Consider the following 24,987-nt stretch of genomic DNA (forward strand, 5'->3'; position numbering starts at 1 on the left):
TGACAATACCGCGCCACGCATCTGAGCCCCTTTTCGGCGCCGAAAATCGCCATGACACCGACCGCGCCCGCACGGACGCCGGCCCGGCACGAATAGCAACGCCACGCGCACATCGACCCCGGCCCGAATAGGCAACGCCGCGGGGCTGAGCGACCCGACACGAATAGCAACACCGCAGGGCTAAACGACCCGACACGAATAGCAACACCGCAGGGCTAAACGACCCGACACGAATGGCAACGCCGGACGGACGTCGGCCCGACACGGATAGCAACACCAGGCGGACACTGGTCCGGCACGAATGGCACAGCCGCACGGACGGCGACATCGCTCCAGTGGCGCGGGACCGGCATGCGCGAGGCGGATCGCAGGGGTGTCGGGGTTGCGCACCGTGGTTCGCAAGCCTCGCCCTCTCGACAGCCTGAAGCCCGCCTGTGAACCCGGCCCGCACCGCGGGTGGACCAACACAGCGAAAACACCCTGGCCCACGGAATCGGCGCCGACCGTAGAGCCGACGCCCACGGCGGAACCAACCTCCACCGCGGCGCCGCCTCCCGCAGATCGGGCTGCTGCCACCTGCATTTCCGGTGCGCCTGCCCACCTCAGCGTCTCGGCCGGCTCGCCCTCAACGGCTTCCGCTTCCACCGGCGCCCCGGCCGAGACGCGCGACTCAACCCCAGCTGCCGACTGGACAGCAGCCGAACCCTGCGCAGGGAACGTTTCCGCTGCTCTGACCGCCGCGCCGACCAAGCGCAGCGCCACCGGTCGGCGCGGCGACTGGGCGCGTTCCGCGGTCACCTCACCAGCCCGCGCCGCGGACGCGTCATCAATCCGCACCGCGGGCACGTCATCAGCCTGCGCCGCCGACGTCTCACCAATCCGGGCCACGGACGCGCCACCAGCATGCGCCGCCGACCCCTCACCATCCCACGCCACGGACCCGTCATCAGCCTGTGCCGCCGACACCTCACCAATCCGGGCCGCGGACCCGCCGCCAGCTTGCGCCGCCGACGTCTCACCAATCCGGGCCACGGGCGCGTCATCAGCTTGCGCCGCCGGCGCCGGGCGCTCGGTGTAAGTCGCCTCCTCACCCCAAATCAGCGGCGGCACCCGCTCCACCGGGTCGTGCAAACCCACCGCACCGCACTCATACGAACAGCCCCGCGCGCGGCACAGCTTCTCGGCGTGACGACGAGGGAGTCCCCAGCGCCGCCGACGCTCGTGATCGGCCCGGAACCTCTCCTGCGCCGGGGAATAACGGCGCGACTTCGTCCGGTCGCGCATCGCGGCCATCTGCGACCTGGAGAAGAGTCCGGGCTGTCTCATAAACCATTTTCCCGCACCGCAGAGATCACATGCAAAAGAAGGATCATGCCAATCCAAAGAATCATCGGCGTGCCAACCAGAAAAAGCGGCTTGCCGCGGAGAATACGCGCCTGATAGCGTTACTTCACGCCTACCAAGAAGGTCGGCTGTCAACGAAGCGGTGCGCCTTGGATGAATTCGTAATGCGGGAGCGCAGGGGGACTTCAGCCCTTCTCGCCGCGCAGATCATGGCAGGGTGAGGCGGCTCTGCCAGACACGACGCGGCCAGGCGAAAGGCGACGTGCTCACCCCGTTCACGCGGCCGGTGCGGGGTGCAAGACCCGCAGAGCAGGCCGTCGACAGGCACGAGAGGCCAAGCCGAAGTCCGGCGCCGGACTTTCCGGTGGCGGCCGACGGGTGGAGCAAGGCGGCCACGTCACGGCAAGGCCGGCACGTCGAGGGAGGACAGGGTCACGGCGTTCACAACGGAACACCGGCACGTCGCGGGGAAGGCTCGGCAGATCCAGCACATCCCGTCACCATGCGGCGGCGGCATGAGGGCGCGTCGCGGCCGGCGGGAGAGCGTGGTCAAGACACGGTGGTGTGGCCGTCAGCGGATCTCGCGCAAGGTTCGGTGGCCCGCTGTCCACGCGACGGTGGCCAAGACGGCGGCTGTGGCGACTCCGGTAACGGTGAAGACGATGGGGCTGGGCCACGACGACAGCGGCAGGTTGGGGTGGGTCAAGCCGGCCAGCGGCAGCGCCCAGCCGGTCAGCCACCAGCCCAGGGCGGCGATTCCCATGCCGGCGAGGACGGCGACCGCTACCAGGACGGGGTAGGTCCACAGCGTGGCCTGGCGCAGGGCGGCGCGGCTCAGGCCTTGCGCTCGCAGGGCCGACAGGTCCTCCACGCGGCGGGCGCGGTCGACCGACGCCGACAGGATCAGGGCGCCCGCGGCCAGGGCGGTGGCCAGGACGGCGACGATCACGTAGAACCACAGCGCTATCGCGGGGCCCTGGTTGTCGAGGCGGGCGCGGACCTGGGTGGTGCGTTCGTCGCCGGTGACCACCAGGCCGTTGGCTTCCAGGCGGGTGATGATGTCGGCGGGGGCCTTGTCGTTGAGCCACACCTGGGCGCCGCTCGTCCGGGCGCCGTCGGTGGCCAGGCGGTCGGCGTAGTCCAGGTCGGCCAGGACGGCGGGGGCGCCGCCGCCGGGGATGGCGGGCAGCGTGCGGGCCACCGTGACGGGGATGTCGCGGGCGTCGAGGCCGTTGATGCTTGTGACGGCGGTCAGGCCGGCCGTGGCGATCGGCAGCGGCCACGGTGCGGTGGCGGGTTGCACGTACAGGCCCGAGGGGAGGCCGTTCAGGCTTGTCACCTCGATCTTCAGACCGTCGGGGGTCGCGGCGGCGGTGCCACCCTCGGCGGCCCGCCACGCGGGGGACTTCAGCGTGTGTACGGTCAACCGGCCGGCCACGTCGAGGGTGCCCTGGCCGCCGGCCAGCCGCAGGGTGTTGAGTGTGCAGCCGCCGGCGCAGCCGGGCACCGGCTGGGCGTACGTGTGCCGGCCGTTGCGCACCACCCCGAAGGGCACCACCTCGTCGTCGCCGCCGTGCGAAGGCGACAGCACAACCGTGAGGGTGACCGTCTTGCCGGGGGCGAAATCGGCGGCCGTGATGTCGAGCGTGACCTTATCGCCACGGAACTCGACCGGTGGCGCGGCGGTGGGGCGCAGCGCTCCGGTGGGGACGGACGGGCCCAGGGCCACAGTGCCGAGCCGGGTGGTGTCGACGGCCAGCATCGTGGGGCGGCCCGGGTCGGTGGAGAGCCGCACGGCCGCCATGGCGTACGCGCCCGACGGGTCGGCCGTGCGGACGGCGTGCAGCAGGTTCTGCCGGCCCGTGGCGGCGACCGAGAGGACCCGGTACGCGCCGGTGCCGACCTCGGCCTGCACGGTCCGGCCGCGGGCCGCCACGTCGACCGCCGCCGAGGCGTAGCCGATCACCGCGACCGCCGCCGTGAGCAGGGCGAACAGGCGGGCCGCACCGGGGCGGCGGGAGAGCTGGAAGCCGGCCAGGGCGGCACCGAGCCGGCCGCCGCGCAGCGCGCGCCGGGCCAGCACGGTCGCCCACGGCAGCAGCAGGCGAGCGACGACCAGCGCGGCTGCGATGACGATGAGCGCGGCGGCGAACGTGCCGACGCCGAGCAGGTCGGCGGAGAGCTGCACGGTGGCCACCGCCGCGAGGAGCACCACCACGGCCTCGGCGGCGACCGCCCGGGCGCTGCCCCGCACCGCGGGCGCCCGGCGCAGCAGCTCGGCGACCGGGGTGCCGATCTGGCGGCGTTCGGCCAGCAGGGCCGTCAGGACGGCCGCCCCGGCGGCGACGGGGGCCCAGCGCAGCGAGCCGATGCCCGGGTCGGCGCCGACGCCGGGGAAGCGCCAGGCGGCGAAGGCGTTGACCAGCAGCTGCCCGGCGACGCAGCCGGCGATCGCACCGGCCACGATGGACACCACGTTCTCGCCGGTCGCCAGCCACCAGCGCTGGCCCCAGCGGGCGCCGCGCAGCGCGACCACGGCGAGCTCGGGGCGGCGGCCCTCGGTGCCGTAGCCGACCGCCAGGAAGATCGTCAGGCAGGCGAGCAGCACCAGGGCCACGGCGAGCACCGGCACGATGCGGTGCGCGGCGCGGCGGCCCTCGTCGATGCGGGTGAGCAGGCCGGGCAGGCCCGAGCGCAGCTCGACCCCGGCGCCCAGGTCGGTGACCGCGGCCTGCAACCCGGTGAGGCCGGCGCGCAGGGCGGGCAGCCGGTCGACGTCGAGGGCGCCGGGACCGGCGTACGCGTCCAGGCTCGTCTCCATGGCCCCGTGGTTCATGGCGCGCAGCGAGGCGTTGGTGACGAAGGCCGGCTCGCCGGGCCGGTCGCCGGAGTCCGGGCCGAAGTAGTTGTGCGTGCCCCAGTAGAGGGCGGTGGGGTCGGCCGGGCGGTAGAGGCCGGCCACCAGGAACTGCTTCGGCGTGCCGGCGGGCACGTAGTCGGGGGCGCGCGGGTCCGGGCGCACCGCGAAGGTCAGCGTGATGGAGTCGCCGGGAGCGAGGCGCAGCCGGCGGCCGGTCTCCTCGCCGAGCACGACGTCGCCCTCGGCGATCGCGCAGCGGCCGGCCGTCATCGTCAGGTGCGCGCAGGCGTCCTGGCGGTAGACGAACCGGGTGCGGTTGCGGTTGTCCGGCTCGATGCCGAGCGTGGGGTATTCGGCGGAGTAGACGTAGTCGAAGCCGTGCAGGCCGGTCAGCGTGGCACCGGTGCGGGTCAGGTCGACGTCGGCGGGGGTGGAGCCGGGCGCGTCCTCGCGGTGGTCGAGCAGCCGGGTGGTCAGCTCGAGCGCCCGTTCGGCCGGGCTCGACGTCTCGACCTGCCCGGCCGCGACCGCCCGGTCGGCGGCGCGCAGGTAGGCGGGGGCGGCGACCGCGGCGGCCACGCCGAACAGCGACAGCAGGGCGATGACGAGGGCCTGCCCGCGCCGGTTCCAGACCATCGCGAGGACGAGGGCGATCATGCGAGGCCTCCCCGCAGGCGGCGCGCGGAGAGCCAGGCGGTCACGCCGAGCACGGCGAGCCCGGCGACGGCGGCCACGGCGAGCGGGCCGGGGCCGAGGGCTGCCGGTGGCGGCAGGACGCGCCAGCCGTCGGCGAACGGGGGCGCGGTGACGTCGGCTACCGGGCGGGCCACGAGCGCGGCCACGACGCCGCCGCACACGCCGGCGACGACGAGGGCGGCCTGCCCGGCGTACCCGATGGCCAGCGCCGTGGCCCGCGGAAGACCCTGGGCGCGCAGCGCCCGCAGCTGGCCGAGCTGGCTCTCGCGCTCGGCCGACGAGGCGATCGCGACCAGCGTGCCGGCGACCAGCAGCGCGACGGCGACGGTGAAGAGACCGAACGGCGCGGTGACGACGCCGCCCTCCCCCGCGAGCTGCTCGGCGCGGCCGTCGGCGGTGCGGTCGGCGAGCACGGGCAGCCCGATCGCGTCGACCACCGCGGCGGGCGCGTCGCGGGTCAGCCAGACCTGGAAGGTGCCGCCCTGGTCGCCGGCGCCGGCGAGGCGGCGGGCCGCGTCGAGGTCGGTGAGCACGCCGGCGCGGCCGAGCACGGGCAGCACGCCGGTGGTGGCGACGACGCGCACGGGGGTGGCGGGGTCGCCGAAGCGGTCGAGCGACGCGTCGTCGAACTGCCAGGTGCTCGGGCGCTCGCCGGCCAGCACGATGGGCAGCGGCAGCGGGGTGTCCACCGCGTACACCTCGGTGCCCGCGTCGCCGGCCGGGCCGACGGTGAGCCGCAGGCCGTCGCCGGCGGCCCGGACCCGCAGCGCGGCGCCGGTGAAGTCGGGCCGCCAGCGCGTGACGTCGGCGAGCTGCGCTCCGGTCAGGACGGTCCGGGCGGAGTCGGCGAGGCCGCGGATGGTGAGCGAGCCGTCGTCCGACCCGGCCGGCGTGTAGAGCTGGAAGCTGACCAGGCGGCAGCCGGGGGCGGCCGCGCAGGCGGGCACGGCGGCGGTGACGCTCTGGGCGCCGCGGCGGATGCCCCGGAACTCGACCTTCACGCCCTCGCCGGTCGCCTCCTGTTGCAGCACCGCCCCGAGCAGGGTGGTCGTACGGCGCTCGCTGTCGACCCGGACCGTCAGCCGGTCCCCGGTGATCAGCGGCCACGGCGACGGGCTCGCCGAGAAGTAGGACCGGCCGCCGGTGGCCACCGCGGCGTACCGGCTCGAGTCGACGGCCAGCACGGGCGGGTTGCTCGCGGTGTCGACGACGGCGGCCATGGCGTGCCGCCCGCTCGGGTCGGCCCTGCGTACGGCGTACAGGAGCTGGGTCCTCGACTGTGCCGTCACGGTGAGCACCCGGGCGGCGCCGAGCTCGGCATCGGCCCGGTCCGACCGCTCCGCGCGCCCCGCCGCGAAGACGCCCACGGTCAGGCCCACCATGGCGATCGCCACGACCGCCAGCGCGAAGACGCGGTCGGCGCCCGGCTGGCGCGACATCTGCACCGCGGCCAGGCCGAGCCGCAGGCGCCCGGCCCGCAGCGCCACCGCGCCCACCCGGTCGGCGGTCCACCGCAGCAGCCGGGCCAGCACCAGGCCCACCGCGAGCGCCACCATCGCCGGCGCCGCCACGCCGAAGCCGCTGCCGCCGCTGCGCGCCTGGAACACGGCCCCCGCCGCGAGCGCGACCAGCGCGACGTCGACGACACCGGAGCGCCAGTCGTGCCGGTGCGAAGGCACCCGGCGCAGCAGCGCCACCACCGGCGCGCGGGTAGCGATGGCGTCCACCGCGACCAGCACGAGAAGCCCCACCAGCGTCACCGCCAGCACCGCCGCGAGCGACAGCAGGGCCGCCATCCACCACTCGGCCGGCACCGGCCGGCCCCCGGCGACCGGCCACGCGACCAGCGGCCCGGCCAGCCAGCCGAGCACGGCGCCGCCGGTCAGCGGGACGAGATGTTGCCCGGCCGCGAGACGCAGAATGCCGCCCCGGGTGCTGCCGCGCAGCTTGAGCAGGCCGGCGTCGGCGCGCCTGTCCCGCCCGGTGAAGCGCCCGGCCAGCCCGATCGCGAACCACGCCAGCAGCAGCGCCTGCCCGGCGGCGACGAGCACGCCCTCGGCCACCGCGATCCGCGACCCGCGCACCTTGTCGACCAACTCGCCGGTGGGCGCGTCCAGGTCGATCTGGGCGGCCGCGAAACTGGGCCGGGCGTCGTTGACGACCCCGTTGAGGTCGTAGCCGCCGTCGCCGCGCAGCAGCGGCACCGGCACGTCGAGACCCCAGGCCAGGACGGCCTCGTCGAGCTGCGGCGCGCGGAAGGTGTCGAGCGGGGTGAAGAACGGGTCGAGCGAGCCCTGCGACCGGAAGAGCTGGTCGGTCCAGTACGGGCCGTTCGGCTCGCGCGGCTGGTAGACGCCGGTGACGCGGAACCGCACCGGCGTGGCGGCCCGCACCGACCGGGCCTCGAACGTGTCGCCGGGTGCCAGGCCCAGCCGGCGGGCGGCGTCCGCGCTGATCGCCGCGTCGTTCGCCGCCGCCGGGCAGGTGCCGGTGAGGCGTACGTGGTCGCAGAACCCGTCCCGGTAGGCCGCGGGCATGCCGGAGGCGGCGCCCGGCTGGTCGCGGTAGATGTAGGTCATGTCGGCGGCGAGCCCGAGCACCGGGCGGCCCTCGGGCAGCCGCAGCAGGCCGCGCACGGTGGCGGCGTACGAGTCGAGGGCGCGGCGCGGATCGCCGGCGACCTCGCCCGCGCGGTGGGCGAGGATGACGTGCTGCGCGGCCGGGGCGTTGCGGACGTCGGTGTCCGCGGCGCGGGAGGCGACCGTCAGCCCGTACCAGCAGGCGGCGGACGCCACGGTGGCCGCCAGCGTGGCCAGCAGCAGCACGAGGAACGCCTGACCGGAGCGCCGTCGCACGGCACCCAAGCTCACGTCGTACATCGGCCCTGCTCCCCCGTCACCGCAATCCTCAGACACTCTCGTCCGGCGGCGAGGCCAAGCCAACCCTCGATGCGAACCCGTTACCCCCGGCGGGCGGACGCGGAGGCACTACGGTGGGCCTCATGAGCGTGAGTTTCGGGGTGTTCGTGCCGCAGGGCTGGAAGATGGACCTGGTCGAGATCGCCGACCCGGAGGAGCAGTACGAGGCGATGACCGCCGTCGCGCGGGTGGCCGACGCCGGGCCGTGGGATTCGATCTGGCTGTACGACCACCTGCACACGTGGCCCGAGCCGACCATGAACACGACCTTCGAGTGCTGGACCGCCACGTCCACGCTGGCCCGCGACACCAGCCGGGTCAACATCGGCCAGATGGTGGGCTGCAACGGCTACCGGCAGCCTTCCCTGTACGCCAAGATCGCGTCGACGGTCGACGTGGCGAGCAAGGGCCGGCTGTACGCGGGCCTGGGCGCCGGCTGGTACGAGCACGAGTGGAAGGCGTACGGCTACCGGTGGGAGGACGTGCCCACCCGGATGGCCGAGTTCCGCGAGGCCGTCGAGATCATTCACAAGATGTGGACCGAGGACCGCCCGGTCTTCCAGGGCAAGCACTACTCGATCGACGCGCCGATCAACCAGCCGCGGCGCAAGCCGTCGTTCTGGCTCGGCGGCGGCGGCGAGAAGGTCACCCTCAAGCTGGTGGCGCAGTACGCGGACGGCTGCAACGTCGGCGCCGGCGACCCGGCCCTGGTGCGGCACAAGCTCGGCGTCCTGCGCGAGCACTGCGAGCGCCTCGGCCGCGACTACTCGCGGATCCGCAAGTCGACCACCATCGAGCTGGACCTGACCCAGTCCACGAAGGACACCATCGGCCACGTCGAGCGCCTCGCCGAGGCCGGCGCCGACTACGTGCTCTTCTACATCCCGCGGGTCGCCTACGACCACAGCCACCTGCTGCGCCTGGCCGAGGAGGTCGTCCCGCAGTTCTCATAGTTCAGCGTTCGCTGTACTGTCGGGGTCATGGCGACGCTGACCCACGGCCAGGCCCTGTCCCGCTTCGGCCACGCCCTGTCGGACCCCACCCGGGCCCGGCTGCTGCTGGCGCTGCGCGAGGCGCCCGGCTACCCGGCCGACCTGGCCGAGCTGCTCGGCGTCACCCGCCAGAACCTGTCCAACCACCTCGCCTGCCTGCGCGGCTGCGGGCTGGTGGCCGCGGTCCCCGAGGGGCGCCGATCCCGGTACGAGCTGGCCTCCCCCGCGATCGGCCACGCCCTCGGGGACCTGCTCGGGCTGGTGCTCGCCGTCGACCCGGCCGTCTGCCCGGACGCCGCCGAGCGGGGCTGCTGCTGATGGCGCTCCCGCTGAACACGCCGAGCCGGCGGGCCGCGCTCACCAAGCGGGTCCGCCTGCTGGTCGCGGCGACCATCACCTACAACATCGCCGAGGCGGCCGTGGCCCTCACCGCGGGGGCGGCGGCCGGCTCCACGGCGCTGATCGGCTTCGGGCTCGACTCGGTCATCGAGGTCTCGTCGGCGGCGGCCGTGGCCTGGCAGTTCAGCGGCCGCGACCCGGCCGCCCGCGAGAAGCGGGCGCTGCGCGTCATCGCGGTCTCGTTCTTCGCGCTGGCCGCCTACGTCACGGCGGAGTCGGTGCGCGCGCTGGTCACCGGCACCGAGGCGGGCCACTCCACACCGGGTCTCGTGCTGGCCGCGGTGTCGCTGGCCGTCATGCCCGGGCTGTCGTACGCCCAGCGCCGCGCCGGCCGCGAACTCGGCTCGCGCACCGCGGTGGCCGACTCGAAGCAGACGCTGCTGTGCACGTACCTCTCGGGGGTGCTGCTCCTCGGCCTGGCCCTGAACGCGCTGCTCGGCTGGGGCTGGGCCGATCCGGTGGCCGCCCTGGTCATCGCCGCCGTCGCCGTCAAGGAGGGCCGGGAGGCCTGGCGCGGGGACGGCTGCTGCTCACCGGCGGCGCCGGCGGGCTGCCGCGGCGAGGACCACCACACCGGCGGCGGCCTCCACGACGTACGGGATCGGCTCGAGGGTCCAATGGATCACCGTGCGCCAGCCGGGAACCACACGTGCTGCGACGATGACCAGCGGCTCCAGCACCAGCAGCAGACCGGTGACCACAACGGCGGCCCGTGCCAGGGGAAAGCCGCGGCGCCGCACCCAGGCGCCGGCCGCGCCCATGACAGGGCCGCTGAGCAGCCCTGAGAAGACCCACCGGCGGTTGAGCCGCAACACCTCGGAGAGATCATCGAGGGGGAACGAGACGACCAGGTAGAACCCGAGCAGGGCGGTCAGCGTCGCGGCGAGCCCGAGCACCGCCCCGCGCGGCAGGCTGCGCGCGAACAGACCCGGCACGAACCCGGCGAGCAGCCACGGCGTGCTGAGATTGCCGATCGTGTCGCGAACACCGCCCTGGTCGCCCTTGACGAGCGCCGCCAGCACCCCGAACGCCAGCGCCCCCGCGAGGGTCACCGCCACCCGCCGCACCCGGCCTCCCTCCGCTGTGATCACGACGCTCCATGATCACGGACCCGGTCAACGGCAGGCAACGCCGCGCGCACCGGCGAGGACTACGCCACATCGCAGCCGCGCGCCGCACAACCCGGCGGCGCCTGGCGATGTCACGCTGAGCCCGCTCGGCCGGTCTGGGCGTCCAGGGCCGGGGCGAGGCCGGCGCGTTCCGTGACACCGAGTTTGCGGAAGGCCCGCGTCAGGTGGTCGGCCACCGCTTGCGGTGCGATGTAGACGCGGTCGGCTATCTCTCGGTTCGTCAGGTTTGCGGCGGCCAGCCGCGCCACCTGTAGCTCCTGGGGTGTGAGGCGGTGACCCCCATCGGGATGGGGGTGGGCTACGCCGATCTTCGTCTCGGCGATTGCTGCCCAGCGGGTGGCGCCGGCGGCATGGAGCAGAGTGGCGGCCTCGGTCAGCTGGTGGTGGGCCTCGGCACGGGCGTGGGTGCGGTGGAGCCATTCGCCGTAGGCGAGGCGGGTGCGGCCCAGGTCGAGGGGGACACCGGCGCGCCGGCCGTGGTCGACGGCGGCCTCGAAGTGGGCGCGGGCGTCGGGGGTGAGCAGGGCCTTGGTGCGCTCGACGGTGTGGGCGAGGCGGTCGGGGAACGGAGGCTGTCCAGCCTGCGCCAGCCAGCGCCGGGCGGCTTCCGGCTTGTGGGCGCGGACGGCGGCCTCGACCAGGTCGGTGCCGGCCCACAGGTGGACGGGGCCGTTGACCGCGGTGGCCTCCAGGGCGGTGAGGGCGTCAGCAGGGCGGTCCTCGTTGAGGGCGAGCACGCCCTCGGCCCAGGCCGTCATCGCCTGGACGCGGGCGAAGGACTCCGCGCCGAGCAGCCGGCGGGCCTGGTCGAGAGCCGTCGCGGCGCCGGCGTTGTCGCCCTGTAGGGCGTGGGCCAGGGCCACGGTGGCCGCCGCGATGGCGCCGACCACCGGGAGGTCGAAGTCGAGGGACAGGCGCAGGGCCTGCCCGCTGTCGGCCAGGCCATCGGTGATCGCGCCGGCGGCCAGGCGCATCGTGCCGCGGCCGCAGAGGGTGACCGCCTCGTCGCTCAGGCGGCCGGACTCGTGGTGGAAGTCGACGGCGGCGGTCCAGCAGCGCTCGGCCGTGGCGAAGTCCTGCGTGGTCTCGGCGGCGAAGGCCAGCACGTTGACGATCTCCGCCTGCTCGTCGAGGAGGCGGGCCAGCACGGCCGACAGCTCGGCATGCAGGGCGCTCAGGCCGTGACGCGGGTCGAGCAGGGCCAAGCCGATCTGGCGCAGCAGCTCGTCGCGTTCCGCCGCGGGTGCCAGTTCCAGGGCGGCGCGCACCTCCTCGCGGACGTCGTGCGGATCCTCCAGGATGTACGCCTTGGTAGCGGCCCAGAGCAGGATCTCCACCGGCCGGTCCGAGCCCGACTCGGCGAGCCACACCAGCTCGCGCGCGCCGCGGCCGGGCACGTTCGAGGTCATGCTCAACAGCCATTCGGTACGGGCGAGCGCACGCACCACGGCGGGCGCCTCGGCCAGGGGCGCCGCCTCCCGCAGCAGCGCGGCCGACTCGGCGGTCAGGCCGGCGCGGCGAGCGGCCTCCGCGGCCTCGGCGAGCCGGTGCACGCGCCGGCCCGGCTCGGGTGACAGCTCGGCGGCGCGCCGGTAGGCGACCATCGCCTCGTGGTGGGCACCCTGGCGTTGCGCGGCCCGCGCGGCCTCGTCCAAGGCCACGGCAACGTCTTCGTCCCAGCCGTACGTGGCGGAAGCCCGGTGCCACGCCACCCGGGTGGGGTCGGCCGACACCCGCGCGAGCGCCCGGTGGGCCTGGGCGCGGGCCACCGAGGAGGACGCGCCCAGCACCGCCTCGCCGAGCAGCGGGTGGCGGAATGCGAGCCGGCCGTTCGTGACGCGCAGCAGGCCGGTGTGCTCGACCCGGTCGAGGTCGGCGCGGTCGAGGCCGAGCACGCCCATCGCTGCCACGAGCTCCTCCACGGTCGCGTCCTCGCCGGCCGCGGCCAGGCCCAGGACGCGCCGGGCGCCCTCGGGAAGCCGGGCCACCTCGGACAGGAAGGCCCGCTCCAGCCGCTCCGTCAGCGGCAGCCGGCCGGAGCCGCGCAGGTCGTGGTCGCGCAGCGCCGCGGGCAGCTCCCGCAGGGCGAGCGGGTTGCCGGCGCAGGCACCGAGAACCCGCTGCCGCGACCGCGGGCCGAGACCGGGGGCCACCCGGTCGAGCAGCTCCGCGGAATGCTCGGCGGAGAGCGGCGCCAGCGGCAGGACCTCGGGGAACGACCCACTCCAGTCGTCGGGGTATCCGCCGGTGCGGGTCAGCGCCAGCAGGACGACCGGCGCCGGGCGCAGCCGGCGGGCGAGGAACGCGACCACCTCGGCGCTCGAACGGTCCAGCCAGTGCAGATCCTCGACGATCACCAGCAGCGGGCGGCCGGCGGCGCTCTCCTCGAGCAGGCTCAGGGTCGCCAGGCTGATCAGCATACGGTCGGCGGACGGGCCGTCCTCGGCCCCGAAGGCCACCAGGAGCGCGGAACGCTGCCGCGGCGGCAGCGAGGCGGCCCCGTCGAGGATCGGGTGCAGCATCTCGTGCAGAGCGCCGAAGCCGGCGGGCGCCGTGCCCTGAACTCCGCGGGCGGTGAGCACCCGGAAGCCGAGCCGGCGCGCATGGGCCTCGGTGACGCGCGCCAGCGCGGTCTTGCCGATGCCGGCATCGCCCTCGACCAGCAGGGCGGTGCCGCCGGACGGGGCCCGCTCGATGATCGTGGTGAGACGTGCCCTCTCGTCGGTGCGGTTCACGAGGCCGGACGGGGAGGGAGTCGCGATCATGATGTCAAGCTAGCGGGGTGCGGTGAAGCGCAACCCCGCGCCCCGCGCGAAAGGGGCGCTATGGCCGTGACCAGGCGCCTGGCTCGCCGCGGGACGCGGGGGCTGTGCGGAAAGGCGTATCGGAAAAGCCTTTAGCCGAGGGAATGCATGACGTGCTTGATGCGGGTGTAGTCCTCGAGGCCGTAGACCGACAGGTCCTTGCCGTGGCCGCTGTGCTTGAAGCCGCCGTGGGGCATCTCGGCGACCAGCGGGATGTGGCAGTTGACCCAGACGCAGCCGAAGTCGAGGCGCTGCGTCATGCGCATGGCGCGGCCGTGGTCGCGGGTCCAGACCGAAGAGGCCAGGCCGTACTCGACGCCGTTGGCCCAGCGGACCGCCTCGTCCTCGTCGGTGAACCGCTGGACGGTGATGACCGGGCCGAAGACCTCGTCCTGGATGATCTCGTCGGTCTGGCGCAGGCCGGAGACGACGGTGGGCGAGTAGAAGTAGCCGCGGTCGCCGACCCGGGCGCCGCCGGCGTCGAGGCGGGCGTGGTCGGGCAGGCGGTCGACGAAGCCGGCGACCCGGTCGAACTGGCGTGAGTTGTTGAGCGGGCCGTAGAGCACGTCCTCGTCGTCGGCGGCGCCGGTCTTGGTGCCCTTCGCGGCCTCGGCCAGGGCGGCGACGAAGTCCTCGTGCACGCGCGGGCCGGCGAGCACCCGCGTGGCGGCCGTGCAGTCCTGGCCGGCGTTGAAGTAGCCGGCCTCGGCGATCGCGGCGGCGGCGGCCTCGACGTCGGCGTCGTCGAAGACCACGACCGGGGCCTTGCCCCCCAGCTCGAGGTGGGTGCGCTTGAGGTCGGCGGAGGCGGCGGAGGCGACCTCCATGCCGGCCCGGACCGACCCGGTGATCGACACCATCTGCGGGGTCTTGTGGGTGACCAGGTCGCGGCCGGTGTCCCGGTCGCCGACGACGACGTTGAACGCGCCCTCGGGCAGGAACTCGGCGGCGATCTCGGCGAGCATGACGGTGGTGACCGGCGTGGTGTCGGACGGCTTGAGCACGACCGTGTTGCCGGCGGCGAGCGCGGGGGCGATCTTCCAGACGGCCATCATGAGCGGGTAGTTCCACGGCGTGACCTGCGCGCAGACGCCGATCGGCTCGCGGCGCACGTAGCTCTCGTAGCCGTTGAGGTATTGCCCGGCGGACCGTCCCTCGAGCAGCCGGGCGGCGCCGGCGAAGAAGCGGATCTGGTCGACCGCCGGCGGCAGCTCCTCGCTGGCGGTGAGGCCCAGCGGCTTGCCCGTGTTCTGCGACTCGGCCCGGACCAGCTCGTCGGCCCGCCGCTCGACGGCGTCGGCGAACTTGAGCAGGGCCTGCTGGCGCTCGCTCGGCGTGGTGTTGCGCCACGTCTCGAACGCTTTGCTCGCCGCCTCCATCGCCCGGTCGACGTCCGGCTTGCCGGACACGGGAGCGGACGCGAACACCTCGCCGGTCGCCGGATCGATGAGGTCCTCGTATCGGCCCTCGGCGGGCGCGGCCGGGGCGCCACCGATGAAGTTGTGCAGCACGGTCTTGGCGGTCACACGGTCTCCAGACGCAGGATCTCCACTGTTTGGCAGTCATCTTCCCACTGATTCCGTAGCTGACAAGAGGGTGCGGCGACTCGTTCCGTGCGCCGAGCACGATTCGGCGACCATGGCGGAGTTCGTGCACATCACCACGGCGCAGGCGGCCCGGGGCATCGAACGCTCGGGGATAGCGGCGCGCAGTCACGGGCACAACGGCGGGCGGGTGCCGGGGAACTGGCGTATCTGGCCGACCACCCGGACCCGCATGTGCGTGACACCCTGGAGAGTGTCCTGCGGATGTATCGCGGGGCGCAGGCCCGCCGGCTCCGGGCCGCCGTGGCGCAGGACGAGGAGGCTTAAGGCTCGATGCCGGCTCAGCAACCAACGGTACGGTCGTCGAGGTGACCTCTCTCCGCGACGTCGTCAACTTCCTGTTCGGAGCGCCGGGGCAGCCGGTGCGCGGACGAAGTACGGAGATGCTGGACGACGGCGTCGTCCAGGTCGAGTACGCCGGGGACGATCACGTCTACCTGGTCACGGTCCGGCAGATTCCGCGGGTCGCACTGCCGCTCCAGGGTCCGGTCGAAGCCGGAGAGGTGTCCGGCGTTCCCGTTGAACTGGTCGGCGTCGCGGTGGCCAACCACGTCGAGGTCACTCTCGACGCCGCGCGGGGCGCTGCCCGTGATGCCGCGCTCAGCGCCTTCCGGCAGCTCTACCGGCGTTGGGAGCACGACAAGGGGCGCGGCGAACCGCCTTCGTGGCCGGCGGAAGAGATCGGCGCGATCCCCATGGCGATCTCCGACGACCTCGGCACCGTTTACCGGCGGCACTCCGGCCGGGCCGGGGGCCACGGTAGCGAGTTCGAGGCTCGGTGGAGCTACCTGCCGGTGCCGTCCGCACAGGCGAGCAGGCTGACGTTGCGGTTCGCGCCGCACGGCGGCGATCCCGTCGAGGTTGAGCTTCCGCTGCCGTGAGAGGGCGAGAGCGGCGTTGCTCAGCACCCCAGCATGCCGAGTTTTCTCTCCTTGTCCTGCTTGTCGTGGAACTCGTCCCAGCTCATCGCCTCTTCCTCGGCGCGCTCGCGGGCGCGGGCGTCTTTGAGCAGCTGGCGCGCCAGCCTGGTGGCCGTCGGGTGGGTGATCGGTGCTGCCGGGCCGGTCGCCATCGCCGTCAGGCCGCCGAGCGTCTGGGCGTGGATCTCGATCGCGCCGCGGATCACCAGCTCCTCGGTCTTGCTGGTCTTCTTGACGCCCCGGCCGTCCGCTTCGCTCATGTCGCCGCTCCTCGCTACGGGCTGTGGCGTCAATCTTGCCAACGGCGGCTGCCGGCAGGTGATCTCCACCGTCAGCTGCCGAAACCGGCATTCAGGTAGTAGTCGGCGACCACACGGGCGGCGCGGGGGTCGACGACCGCGAGGGCCCGCAGCGCGCCCTCGTGTCCGTCCAGGACCAGCGCGCGGGCCAGCAAGGCGCGGCCCAGGTCCGGCCGTTGCGCCTGGGCGAAGGCGGTGGCCGTGGTCGCGAGGGCGCCTGCCATGAACGACGGTGACCGCGCCGTCTCGGCGATCCGCTCGATCGAGCGGGCCACCTCGGCCGCCTGGCCGTGCCGGCCGGCGGCGACCAGGCCCCGGATGGCGATCGCGAGCACCGCGGTGCGGACCACCCGGTCCTCGATCCGTCCGGCGAGCTCGGCCACGGCCCGGGCGGCGAGGGCACTGCGGTCGGTGCGGCCGCAGCGGGCCCAGGCTTGGGCGAGCACACCCAGGAGGTCCGCGTACGCCTCCGCGTCGCCGGCGAACGCCGCCGGATCCCGCTCGGCGGCCTGCAGGCCGGGTTCCAGGTCGTACGCGAGCTCGACCACCCGCTCGGGCGGGAGGTGGCCGGCCAGGGCGGCGATCAGCTCGGCGGTGAGGGTCCGGCGGGCCGCTTCGTCGTCCACTGCCGCCAGTTCGCTCAGGACCTCGTTCAGCGCGTCGCCGGAGGAGGAGGGGCCGAGCAGCCCGAACAGCGCCCGCAGGCGCGGCACGGCCTCATCGATCAGGTCGACGAGGTGCCGGGCACGCTCCGGCTCACCGGCCTCGGCCAGGACGCGGGCCATCTCGGTCAGCCGGGCGCGGCGCTCGTACGGGTTGGCCAGCCCGGCCGCCCACTCGACGGCCTCGTCCAGCCGGCCGGCGGCCGCCAGCGCGCCGGGCACCTGGCCGAGCAGCGGGTGCAGCGTCTGCGTGCGGCCCAGCGCGGAGGCGGCCTCCACCATCGCGTCGGCCACCGCGGTCCCGGAAACCCTGGCCGTCATCCGGGTCCGGGCGATCAGGATCTCCAGCCGTACGGCGTCGTCCGTGGCCGCGGCCTCGCACCGGCGCATCCGCTCGTCGAGGGCGGCCGCCGGAGCGGGGTCCGGCAGCGCCACGGCGACGCGGGCCAGCTGGGTGAGCACGGGCGTGACGTCGGCCCGGCCGGCCATGGCGGTCACCAGCTCCCCGGCCTGCTCGTGCTGTCCGGCGCGGGCGAGCTCGTCGGCCAGCGTGGCCAGCAGCCGCAGCGCGGATAGCCCGGTGGCCGCGGAGCGCACGGTCGTCTCGGCGAGCGCCGCGACCCGCAGCGCCTCGTCGCCCTCGCCGGCCGCGTGCAGCGCCATGGCCAGCGCCGCGAGCGCGGCCGCCCGCCGGGACGGGTCGGCGATCTCCAGGACCGTCGATCGGGCCCGGTCGAAGCGGCCGGCCGCGGCCAGCATCTGGGCGATCCCGTCCCGGGCGAAGTCCCGGGCGGTGTCGTCGAGCACCCCGGCGACCACGTCGAGGGCGCGGTCGGCCTGGTCCATCCGGGCCAGCGCGAGCGCGAGGTGGGCCCGGGCGGTGTGCTTGCCCAGGAGCTCCGGCATCGCCTCGATCTCCCGTTCGGCCCGGGCGACGTGCCACTGCGCTCGTTCCGTGTCGCCGAGGGCCGCCCAGACCGGGGCGACGACGGCGAACCGCCACCACGAGTCCACGGCCGTCCACGGGGCCTGATGGTTCTCGGCCTCCTCGACCAGTGCCCGCGCCCAGGCGGGGTCCACGGTGCGGAACGCGTCCGCGGCGATCAGCCGCCCCTCGATCCGGGGTCCCGGCTGGTCGAGCTCGGCGAGCAGGGACTTCGTCCACGCCGCCCGGCCGGTCGCGGCGGCCAGCCGCACCGCGCCGACCAGCGCCCGGTCCGCGGCCGCCGTGCTCCCGTCCTCCCGGGCCGCCGCGAGCGCAAGCGCAGCAGCCTCCTCGGGCCCCAGAGCCAGGGCGGAAACGGAGTCGGGCGCGGAAGCCGAGCCGGGCGAACGGGCCGAGGCCGCAGCCGAGTCCGGCGAGGGAGCCGGCGCAGCGGCCGGATCGGGCGAAGGAGCCAGGGCGGCGGCCACGTTAGCGAGGAGCAGGTACAGGCCGGCTCGCGGCTCCGGGTGGGCGATCCGCTCGGCCTCCCCGGCCGCGGCCCGCAGCAGCCGGCCGGCGAGCTCCGGGTGGCCCAGCATCGCGGCGGCCTCGGCCGCCGCCGCCAGGGCCGGCCCGCGGGTCTCCCCGGCCGGTTCCTCGGCGGCGCTCTCCTCGGCCGCCGCGACCAGGTCCCGGGCCCGTTCCGGGTGCCGCTCCCCCAGGTGCACCGCCACCGAGGCGAGCACCCGCGCTCGCGGGCCGGCCTCGCGCACCGACCGGGCCATCGCCTCGGCCCGGTCCGGGTGGTCCAGCACCGCCCACATCACCGGGAGCAGGTGCGGCATCGCCTTGATCCGGTCGTGCAGCACGCCCAGGTGCGCCGCGACCCGGGCCAGGCCCGGAAGGCACCGCGGGTCGGGGTCGATCACCGCGACCGCGCCGGCTCGCAGCGACGCCTGCGCCACCGCGATCTCGGACAGGGCGGCGGCGTCGCCACCGAACACGTCACGCATCCGGTCGTGCCGGTCCAGGTCGGTGACGCACGCGACCAGCCGGTCGATCTCGCCGGCCGACTCGAGCATCGCCGGGTAGCCGGTCAGCAGGTAGCGCGGAGTGTCACCGGGCCAGCGCCGGGCCCGGAACCGGTCGGCCCACGCGCCGAGCCGGGCGCGGTAGCCGGCCATCCGCCGCTGCCCGAGCTGCCGGGTCACGGCGTCCTGGAGGTTCTGGTGGGCGAGCAGGTAGACGCGTTCGCCGCCGGGCCGGCCGACGATCACCCGGGCCGGCGCCTGGTCGAGCGTCTCGGCCATCTCGTACGGCGCCAGGCCCGTGAGGTCCTCCAGATCCGCCGTGGTCAGGCCACCGCGGGCGGCGGCGATCAGGCCGAGCAGGTCGCGCTGCCGGTCGCCCGCGTGCAGCAGCGAGCTCAGGTCCCGGTCGGCCTGGTCACGGACCAGCGACGCGTACGGCGAGCTGCTGAGCACGCGCACGACGCCGGCCGAGCGCATCGGGTGGTCCGCGTCGACGTCGGCGGGCAGGTCGTCGCCGGGCCGGCTGGTCACCACCACGCGCACGGTGCCGGCCGGGTGCTTGGGCAGCAGCGACACGATGCTGGGCAGGCCGCGCCGCGCGCTCTGGTCCTCGTCGAGGCCGTCCACCACCAGGACGAGGCGTTTGCCGTCGTTCGCCAGCGCCTCGGCCACCTCGGCGAACAGGCGCCGGCGCAGCGCCTCGCGACCGGCCGGGGTGAGCCGGTCGGGCAGGCGCTCCCCGGACAGCTCGGCGAGCTGCTCCAGCAGCACGAGCGTGAAGGCGGCCGAGTCGTCGTGCGCCGCTAGCCGCCCGGTGACCAGGAAGACCAGCGGGACGACGTCCGGGGGCAGGCCCGTGACGAACGTGGCCATCAACGCCGACTTGCCGGCCCACGCGTCCGCCTGCATCCACCGGTACGCCTGCGGCCCGCGGACGAAGGCGGCCAGCTCGCCCAGCTCCGCGTCCCGGCCGAGCAGGCCCGACCGCGGGGCGGTGTCGCGCACCAGGGCCAGGTAGTCGCGGTGCCCGGTGCCGCCGGGGCCGGGCGGCGGCTTCTCGTCGGCGGGCGCCGGCCCGGGGCGGCGGCGCCGGTCGACCACCTCGACGCCGGCCAGGGTGGCGGCGATCAGCCCGGCCACCGTCCACACCGCCGCCGTCGCCCAGGGGCCGGCCACGGTGACCGTGGAGGTCGCGAGGTTGGCCACGACACCGAACAGCAGCGCGCCGACGGCGCCGACGAGTCCGATGTGGTTTCGCAACGGCCCGCCGAGGCGCATACCTGACCTTCGCCGACGATCGGGCGCGGGGCAAGCCCGCGTCCCACGCGAAAGGGGCGCTACGGCCGTGACCCCACGCCCGGCTCGCTACGGTATCCGGGGCCGTTCGAAAAGGCGTATCTCTTGGTTTACTGCTCTCGGATCGCCCAGGGGCTGCCGTAGTCGGTGAGCTTGTCGAGGAACGGGACGGCGTCGAAGGCCTCCGGGCCCAGCACGCCCTTGCCGCTCCAGGTGCCCGCGGCGAGCAGTTCCAAGGCGACGACCGGGTTGACGGCGGTCTGCCAGACGACGGCCTGGGAGCCGTATTCGCGCATGGACCACTCGTTGTCGACCAGGTGGTGCAGGTAGACCTCGCGCGGCGCGCCCGACTTGTCCAGGCCCTTGACCCAGGTGCCGGCGCAGGTGACGCCGGTCATCCGGTCGCCGAGGGTGGCGGGGTCGGGCAGGACGGCGGCGACGACGTCGCGCGGGGAGACCGTGGTGCCGCCGACGCGGACGGGGGTGGTGCGGTCGAGGCCGAGCTTGTGCAGGGTCTGAAGGACCTCGATGAACTCGCGGCCGAGGCCGAACTTGAAGGTGACCTTGGCGGCGTCGACCCAGCGCGGGATGAGCAGCACCTCCTCGTGCTCGACGTGGACGCACTCGACCGGCCCGATGCCGCCGGGGAAGTCGAAGATCTCCGGCTCGCTGAAGGGCGGGAGGGTGTACCAGCCGCGGTCGCGCTCCCAGACGACGGGCGGGTTGAGGCACTCCTCGATGGTGGTCCAGATCGAGAAGGACGGGGCGAAGTCGTGGCCGTCGACGACCAGGTTCGCGCCGTCGCGGATGCCGATCTCGTCGATGCGGGAGAACAGGTGGTCGGCGGCGTAGCGGGCGAAGACGTCGGAGAGGCCGGGCTCGACGCCCATGCCGACCAGGGCGAGGCGGCCCTCGTCCGCCCACGCCTGTGCCTGGGCGAACTGCTCGTCGCCGAGCTTGACGCCGGTGCCGGCGTGGCTGAGCGACATCGCCATGTCGAGGTAGTCGGCGCCGGCGCGGCGGGCGCCCTCGAAGACCGGCATGACGAAGCGGGGGTCGACGGCGTTGAGGACGTGGGTGATGCCGTGCTCGCGGCAGAGGGCGGCGATCGCCTCGGCGTCGGAGGCGTCGATGCGGGCGGCCCGGAAGCGGGCGTCGAGGGCGGCCGCCCGGGACGCGCGGGCGAGGTCGTGGTCGGCGATGACGAGCAGGTCGAAGAAGTCGCGGCGGGCAGCGATGGCCGCGGCGGCGGATCCGACGCCGCCGGCGCCTACGGTCAGGACGCGCATGGGGGACCTCCCGATCACTGAAACCGTGCCGTAGCAGCCTCCAAGCGCGGGAAAAGCTTGTCAAGAGCGATCAACTCTGCGATAAACGCAGTGTGCCGGTCGCTGAGAGGGGTCAACCATGAGCGCGATTGCCTCCACCGATCCGGGCGGGAAGAATCGCGGCGTGACGGCGGACCTGGCACTGGACGAGATCAACAAGCAGATCATCGAGCACCTGCAGCGGGACGGGCGGATGTCGTACGCGACGCTCGCCAAGACGATCGGGCTCTCCGAGGCGGCCGTGCGCCAGCGGGTGCAGCGGCTGCTCGACGGCGGGCTCATGCAGATCGTGGCGGTGACCGATCCGCTGACGCTCGGCTTCGCGCGGCAGGCAATGGTCGGCCTCAAGGTCAACGGCGACCTGCGCGCGATCGCCGACGAGATCGCGGCGATTCCCGAGGTCGACTACGTGGTGATCTGCGCGGGCGGCTTCGACCTGCTGGTCGAGCTGGTCTGCACCGACGACGAGCACCTGCTCGACCTGCTCAACGAAAAGGTGCGCACGATCAAGGGCGTCGCGGTCTGCGAGACGTTTATGTACCTCAAACTCGCCAAACAGACCTACGCCTGGGGTACGAGATGATGCCGTCCTTCTGGTTGTCCACGCTCGGCCCGATCGAGCCGCGGCCCGCGCTGCCCGGCGACCGGTCGGCCGACGTGGCGATCGTGGGCGGGGGCTACACCGGCCTGTGGACGGCGTATTACCTGTCCCGGGTTGCGCCCGAGCTGTCCGTCGTGGTGCTGGAGTCGCGGTTCTGCGGCTTCGGCGCCTCGGGGCGCAACGGCGGGTGGGCCTCGGGGCTGTTCCCGGTCTCGGAGGCGAAGCTGGCCCGCCGCTACGGCGCGGACCGGGCCGCGGCGATGCATTCTGCATTGGCGGGGGCGGTCGACGAGGTGGGCCGCGCGGCCGCCGAGGAGGGCATCGACTGCCACTACGCCAAGGGCGGGACCATCTCGCTCGTACGCTCCGCCGCGCAGTTCCGCCGAGCCCGCAACGCGCCCGGCTTCCTCCCCGCCCGGGAGGCGCGCGAGATCTGCGGCGCCACCGGCGTGCTCGGCGGCGTCTACAGCCCCGACTGCGCGGCCCTGCACCCGGCCCGGCTGGTGCGCGGGCTGGCCGAGGCGGCCGAGCGGCGCGGCGTCACGATCCATGAGGACACGACGGTACGCAGCATCGCGCGCGGCCGCGTGGTGACCGACCGTGGGGTGGTCACCGCGGGCACGGTGGTGCGGGCGCTGGAGGGATACACGGCCCAGCTCGACGGCCACCGCCGCCAGCTGGCCCCCGTCTACAGCCTGATGATCGCCACGGAGCCGCTGCCGCAGTCGTTCTGGGACCGGGTGGGGCTCGCGCGCCGCGAGACGTTCACCGACGAGCGTCACATGATCATTTATGGCCAGCGCACTGCGGACGACCGGCTGGCGTTCGGCGGGCGCGGCGCGCCGTACCACTTCGGGTCGCGCATCGAGCCGCGATACGACCGGGTGCCGGCGGTCTTCGACTCGCTGCGCGACACGCTGGAGCAGATGTTCGGCATCCGCCCCGAGATCGCGGCGCGCTGGGGCGGCCCGCTGGGCATCCCGCGCGACTGGATGCCCAGCGTCGGGCTCGCGGACGGCATCGCCTGGGCCGGCGGCTACGTCGGCGACGGCGTCGCGGCGGCGAACCTCGCCGGGCGCACCCTCGCCGACCTGATCCGCGGCGCGGAGAGCGACCTGACATCGCTGCCGTGGGTGGGCCACCGCTCACGCCGCTGGGAGCCCGAGCCGATCCGCTGGCTGGGCATCAACGCGGCGCTGCGAGCGACGACCCTGCGCGACTCGCTCGAGAGGGTGCGCTAGCTGTGATGTCCAGTCAGGTTGTTCAACCGGGTGATGGGTGCGGCTTTGCCGATGGCGGTGTGGGGTCGGTGGACGTTGTAGTCGTGCAGGAAGGCGGGTAGTGCAGCGCGGCGGGCTTTCTCGGATGAATAGAACTTCGCGAAGGCCCAGCCGTCGGCAAGGGTGCGGTGGAATCGTTCGGTCTTGCCGTTGGTCTGGGGCCGGTAGGGGCGGGTCTTCTTGACGGTGATGCCCAGCTCGGCGCAGGTGTCGCGCCACTGGTGCGACTTGTAGGCCGAGCCGTTGTCCGAGAGCACGCGGCGGGTGGTGACGCCGCGCTGGGCGAACCAGGTCCGGCACGTTGCCGAGTTTCTTGACGTCGACGTGCACCAGGTCGCCGGGCTGGTCGTGTTCGTAGCGGCGGATCGGTTCGCCGGTGCCACGATCGAGGTGGGAGAGCCGGTTGAGTCCGCGCCGGCCTAGCACGGCGTGCACGGTGGAGGCGGCCAGACCGAGCTGGTCGGCGATCGGGACCGGGCCGAGACGTCGTTTACGGCGCAGGTGCACGATCTTGCGCACCATCGGTGTAGGCGTGGCGTTCGGCTGCTCGTGCGGGTGACCAGCCGTCATCCACGATCAGACGCGCCAGCCGCAATCGCGCCCGCGGGGTCAACGCGGCGTTTAGCGTGGGACATGAAGGCCTCCAAGCCTGGTGCGGTGCTGTCTTAGCAGCTCCACTGCACCGCTGGAGGCCTTCACCTGTTCACAAGATCCGTGACTGATCGTCAGATCGAGTGGTCACACGTCCTCGACCAACGTCCCCGGACATCACAGCTAGCGCCGCCGGCGGTGCACCAGCACCGCGACCACCGCGGCGGCGAAGGACGCGGCCGCGATCTCGAGGCCGGCCCAGCCGAAGAGCAGCTTGGCGAGCGGCGCGGCGATGTAGAAGCAGGCGCAGAGCACGAGGACGGTCGGGAACGGCCGGGACTGCCGGGTCAGGCGCTCGCGGAGCGCGGGATCCTCGCTCGCCAGATGCCGTTCGATGTCCTCCAGGGCACGACGATCATGATCGTTAAGCATCGATGCACCGTCCCGATGGACCGCTGGGGGTGAGCGGTCCTACCCTGAGCAAAGCATCGATACCACGAGGGGGGAAGGTCCCCATGACATCCGTCGCCCCCAAGCCGATCGTGACCCGGCCCTACCCGGTCCGGCGCACGTTCCGCGGCTCGGCGTTCGCGCGCACGCTGCGCACGACCGACGCGAAGCAGATCGGCATCATGTACGGCGTCACGGCCTTCGCCTTCTTCCTGATCGGCGGCCTGATGGCGCTGCTCATGCGGGGCGAGCTGGCCCGGCCGGGCATGCAGTTCCTCTCCCCCGAGCAGTACAACCAGCTGTTCACCATGCACGGCACGATCATGCTGCTGTTCTTCGCGACGCCGATCGTGTTCGCCTTCGCCAACTTCGTGGTGCCGCTCCAGATCGGCGCGCCCGACGTGGCGTTCCCCCGGCTCAACGCGTTCGCCTATTGGCTGTTCCTGTTCGGCGGCACGATGACCGTCTCGGGCTTCGTGGTGCCGGGCGGCGCGGCCGACTTCGGCTGGTTCGCCTACACGCCGCTCAGCGACTCGCTGCACTCCCCCGGCATCGGCGGCAACCTGTGGATCGTCGGCCTGGCCCTCTCGGGTCTGGGCACCATCCTCGGCGGCGTCAACATGATCACCACGATCCTGACGCTGCGCGCGCCCGGCATGACCATGTTCCGCATGCCGATCATGACCTGGAACATCCTGGTCACCAGCCTGCTGGTGATCATGGTCTTCCCGTTCCTCGCGGCGGCCCTGTTCGCCCTGGCCGCCGACCGGGTGCTCGGCGCGCACGTCTACGACATCTCGACGAACGGCCCGATGCTCTGGCAGCACCTGTTCTGGTTCTTCGGCCACCCCGAGGTC

The 24,987-nt window shown here is 73.9% G+C and carries 15 protein-coding genes and 2 pseudogenes; 7 read left to right on the top strand and 10 right to left on the bottom strand.

The window, feature by feature from the left end; genetic code table 11:
• Positions 1-1,915 precede the first annotated feature (1,915 nt).
• Together Ade02nite_RS08715 and Ade02nite_RS08720 are read right to left on the bottom strand one after the other, a co-directional pair.
• Positions 1,916-4,861, bottom strand: a complete 2,946-nt coding sequence (locus Ade02nite_RS08715) for an ABC transporter permease (RefSeq protein WP_203761031.1) — start codon at positions 4,859-4,861, stop codon at positions 1,916-1,918.
• Positions 4,858-7,779, bottom strand: coding sequence for an FtsX-like permease family protein (locus tag Ade02nite_RS08720; protein ID WP_203761032.1), 2,922 nt, complete (start codon positions 7,777-7,779; stop codon positions 4,858-4,860). Before Ade02nite_RS08720 ends, Ade02nite_RS08715 begins: the two co-directional genes overlap by 4 nt.
• A gap of 122 nt (positions 7,780-7,901) precedes the next feature.
• Here Ade02nite_RS08720 and Ade02nite_RS08725 point away from each other — a divergent pair, with 122 nt between their 5' ends.
• The 3 genes and pseudogenes from Ade02nite_RS08725 to Ade02nite_RS08735 all read left to right on the top strand — a co-directional run.
• Positions 7,902-8,771, top strand: coding sequence for a TIGR03560 family F420-dependent LLM class oxidoreductase (locus Ade02nite_RS08725; protein WP_203761033.1), 870 nt, complete (start codon positions 7,902-7,904; stop codon positions 8,769-8,771).
• Positions 8,772-8,798: 27 nt separating this feature from the next.
• Complete coding sequence (locus tag Ade02nite_RS08730; protein ID WP_203761034.1) at positions 8,799-9,128, top strand: ArsR/SmtB family transcription factor; 330 nt, start codon at positions 8,799-8,801, stop codon at positions 9,126-9,128.
• A pseudogene (locus tag Ade02nite_RS08735) lies at positions 9,128-9,790 on the top strand (cation efflux transmembrane domain-containing protein); the annotation flags it as partial. The gene Ade02nite_RS08730 and the pseudogene Ade02nite_RS08735, both read left to right, overlap by 1 nt.
• On the opposite strand, the gene Ade02nite_RS50705 reads toward Ade02nite_RS08735, so the two are convergent.
• From Ade02nite_RS50705 to Ade02nite_RS08745, 3 genes are all read right to left on the bottom strand, one after another.
• On the bottom strand, positions 9,740-10,300 hold the full coding sequence (locus Ade02nite_RS50705; protein ID WP_369076655.1) for a DUF6518 family protein: 561 nt from the start codon (positions 10,298-10,300) through the stop codon (positions 9,740-9,742). The pseudogene Ade02nite_RS08735 and the gene Ade02nite_RS50705 overlap by 51 nt on opposite strands.
• Before the next feature lie 110 nt (positions 10,301-10,410).
• Positions 10,411-13,104, bottom strand: coding sequence for an ATP-binding protein (locus tag Ade02nite_RS50240; protein WP_203761035.1), 2,694 nt, complete (start codon positions 13,102-13,104; stop codon positions 10,411-10,413).
• Between the two features lie 131 nt (positions 13,105-13,235).
• Positions 13,236-14,669 (bottom strand): gamma-aminobutyraldehyde dehydrogenase, encoded by a 1,434-nt coding sequence (locus tag Ade02nite_RS08745; protein ID WP_203761036.1) that lies wholly within the window; start codon positions 14,667-14,669, stop codon positions 13,236-13,238.
• 461 nt (positions 14,670-15,130) lie between these two features.
• Here Ade02nite_RS08745 and Ade02nite_RS08750 point away from each other — a divergent pair, with 461 nt between their 5' ends.
• Positions 15,131-15,628 carry a hypothetical protein gene (locus Ade02nite_RS08750; RefSeq protein WP_203761037.1) on the top strand — a complete coding sequence of 166 codons (498 nt, stop codon included), beginning with the start codon at positions 15,131-15,133 and terminating at the stop codon, positions 15,626-15,628.
• Positions 15,629-15,648: 20 nt separating this feature from the next.
• Here the strand turns inward: Ade02nite_RS08750 and Ade02nite_RS08755 are convergent, their stop codons facing one another.
• The 3 genes from Ade02nite_RS08755 to Ade02nite_RS08765 form a co-directional block, all read right to left on the bottom strand.
• Positions 15,649-15,927 (bottom strand): hypothetical protein, encoded by a 279-nt coding sequence (locus tag Ade02nite_RS08755; protein WP_203761038.1) that lies wholly within the window; start codon positions 15,925-15,927, stop codon positions 15,649-15,651.
• Between the two features lie 71 nt (positions 15,928-15,998).
• A complete protein-coding gene (locus tag Ade02nite_RS08760; RefSeq protein WP_203761039.1) occupies positions 15,999-19,862 on the bottom strand; it encodes a P-loop domain-containing protein in 3,864 nt (1,287 codons plus the stop codon).
• A gap of 128 nt (positions 19,863-19,990) precedes the next feature.
• Positions 19,991-21,169 carry a saccharopine dehydrogenase family protein gene (locus Ade02nite_RS08765; RefSeq protein ID WP_203761040.1) on the bottom strand — a complete coding sequence of 393 codons (1,179 nt, stop codon included), beginning with the start codon at positions 21,167-21,169 and terminating at the stop codon, positions 19,991-19,993.
• A 118-nt stretch (positions 21,170-21,287) separates the two neighbouring features.
• Between Ade02nite_RS08765 and Ade02nite_RS08770 the strand changes: the two genes are divergently transcribed.
• Positions 21,288-21,791, top strand: coding sequence for an Lrp/AsnC family transcriptional regulator (locus Ade02nite_RS08770; RefSeq protein WP_239168641.1), 504 nt, complete (start codon positions 21,288-21,290; stop codon positions 21,789-21,791).
• Complete coding sequence (locus tag Ade02nite_RS08775) at positions 21,788-23,050, top strand: NAD(P)/FAD-dependent oxidoreductase (protein WP_203761041.1); 1,263 nt, start codon at positions 21,788-21,790, stop codon at positions 23,048-23,050. The genes Ade02nite_RS08770 and Ade02nite_RS08775 overlap by 4 nt, the downstream gene beginning before the upstream one ends.
• Here the strand turns inward: Ade02nite_RS08775 and Ade02nite_RS08780 are convergent.
• Together Ade02nite_RS08780 and Ade02nite_RS08785 are read right to left on the bottom strand one after the other, a co-directional pair.
• Positions 23,047-23,702 (bottom strand): annotated as a pseudogene (locus tag Ade02nite_RS08780) (integrase core domain-containing protein). The gene Ade02nite_RS08775 and the pseudogene Ade02nite_RS08780 overlap by 4 nt on opposite strands.
• A gap of 161 nt (positions 23,703-23,863) precedes the next feature.
• Entirely contained in the window at positions 23,864-24,112 is a 249-nt protein-coding gene (locus Ade02nite_RS08785) for a DUF3040 domain-containing protein (RefSeq protein ID WP_203761042.1), read from the bottom strand.
• A gap of 83 nt (positions 24,113-24,195) precedes the next feature.
• Here Ade02nite_RS08785 and Ade02nite_RS08790 point away from each other — a divergent pair.
• The coding region (locus tag Ade02nite_RS08790; RefSeq protein ID WP_203761043.1) for a cbb3-type cytochrome c oxidase subunit I at positions 24,196-24,987 on the top strand (792 nt) is incomplete at its 3' end.

It is taken from the genome of Paractinoplanes deccanensis, assembly GCF_016862115.1.
Classification (GTDB): domain Bacteria; phylum Actinomycetota; class Actinomycetes; order Mycobacteriales; family Micromonosporaceae; genus Actinoplanes; species Actinoplanes deccanensis.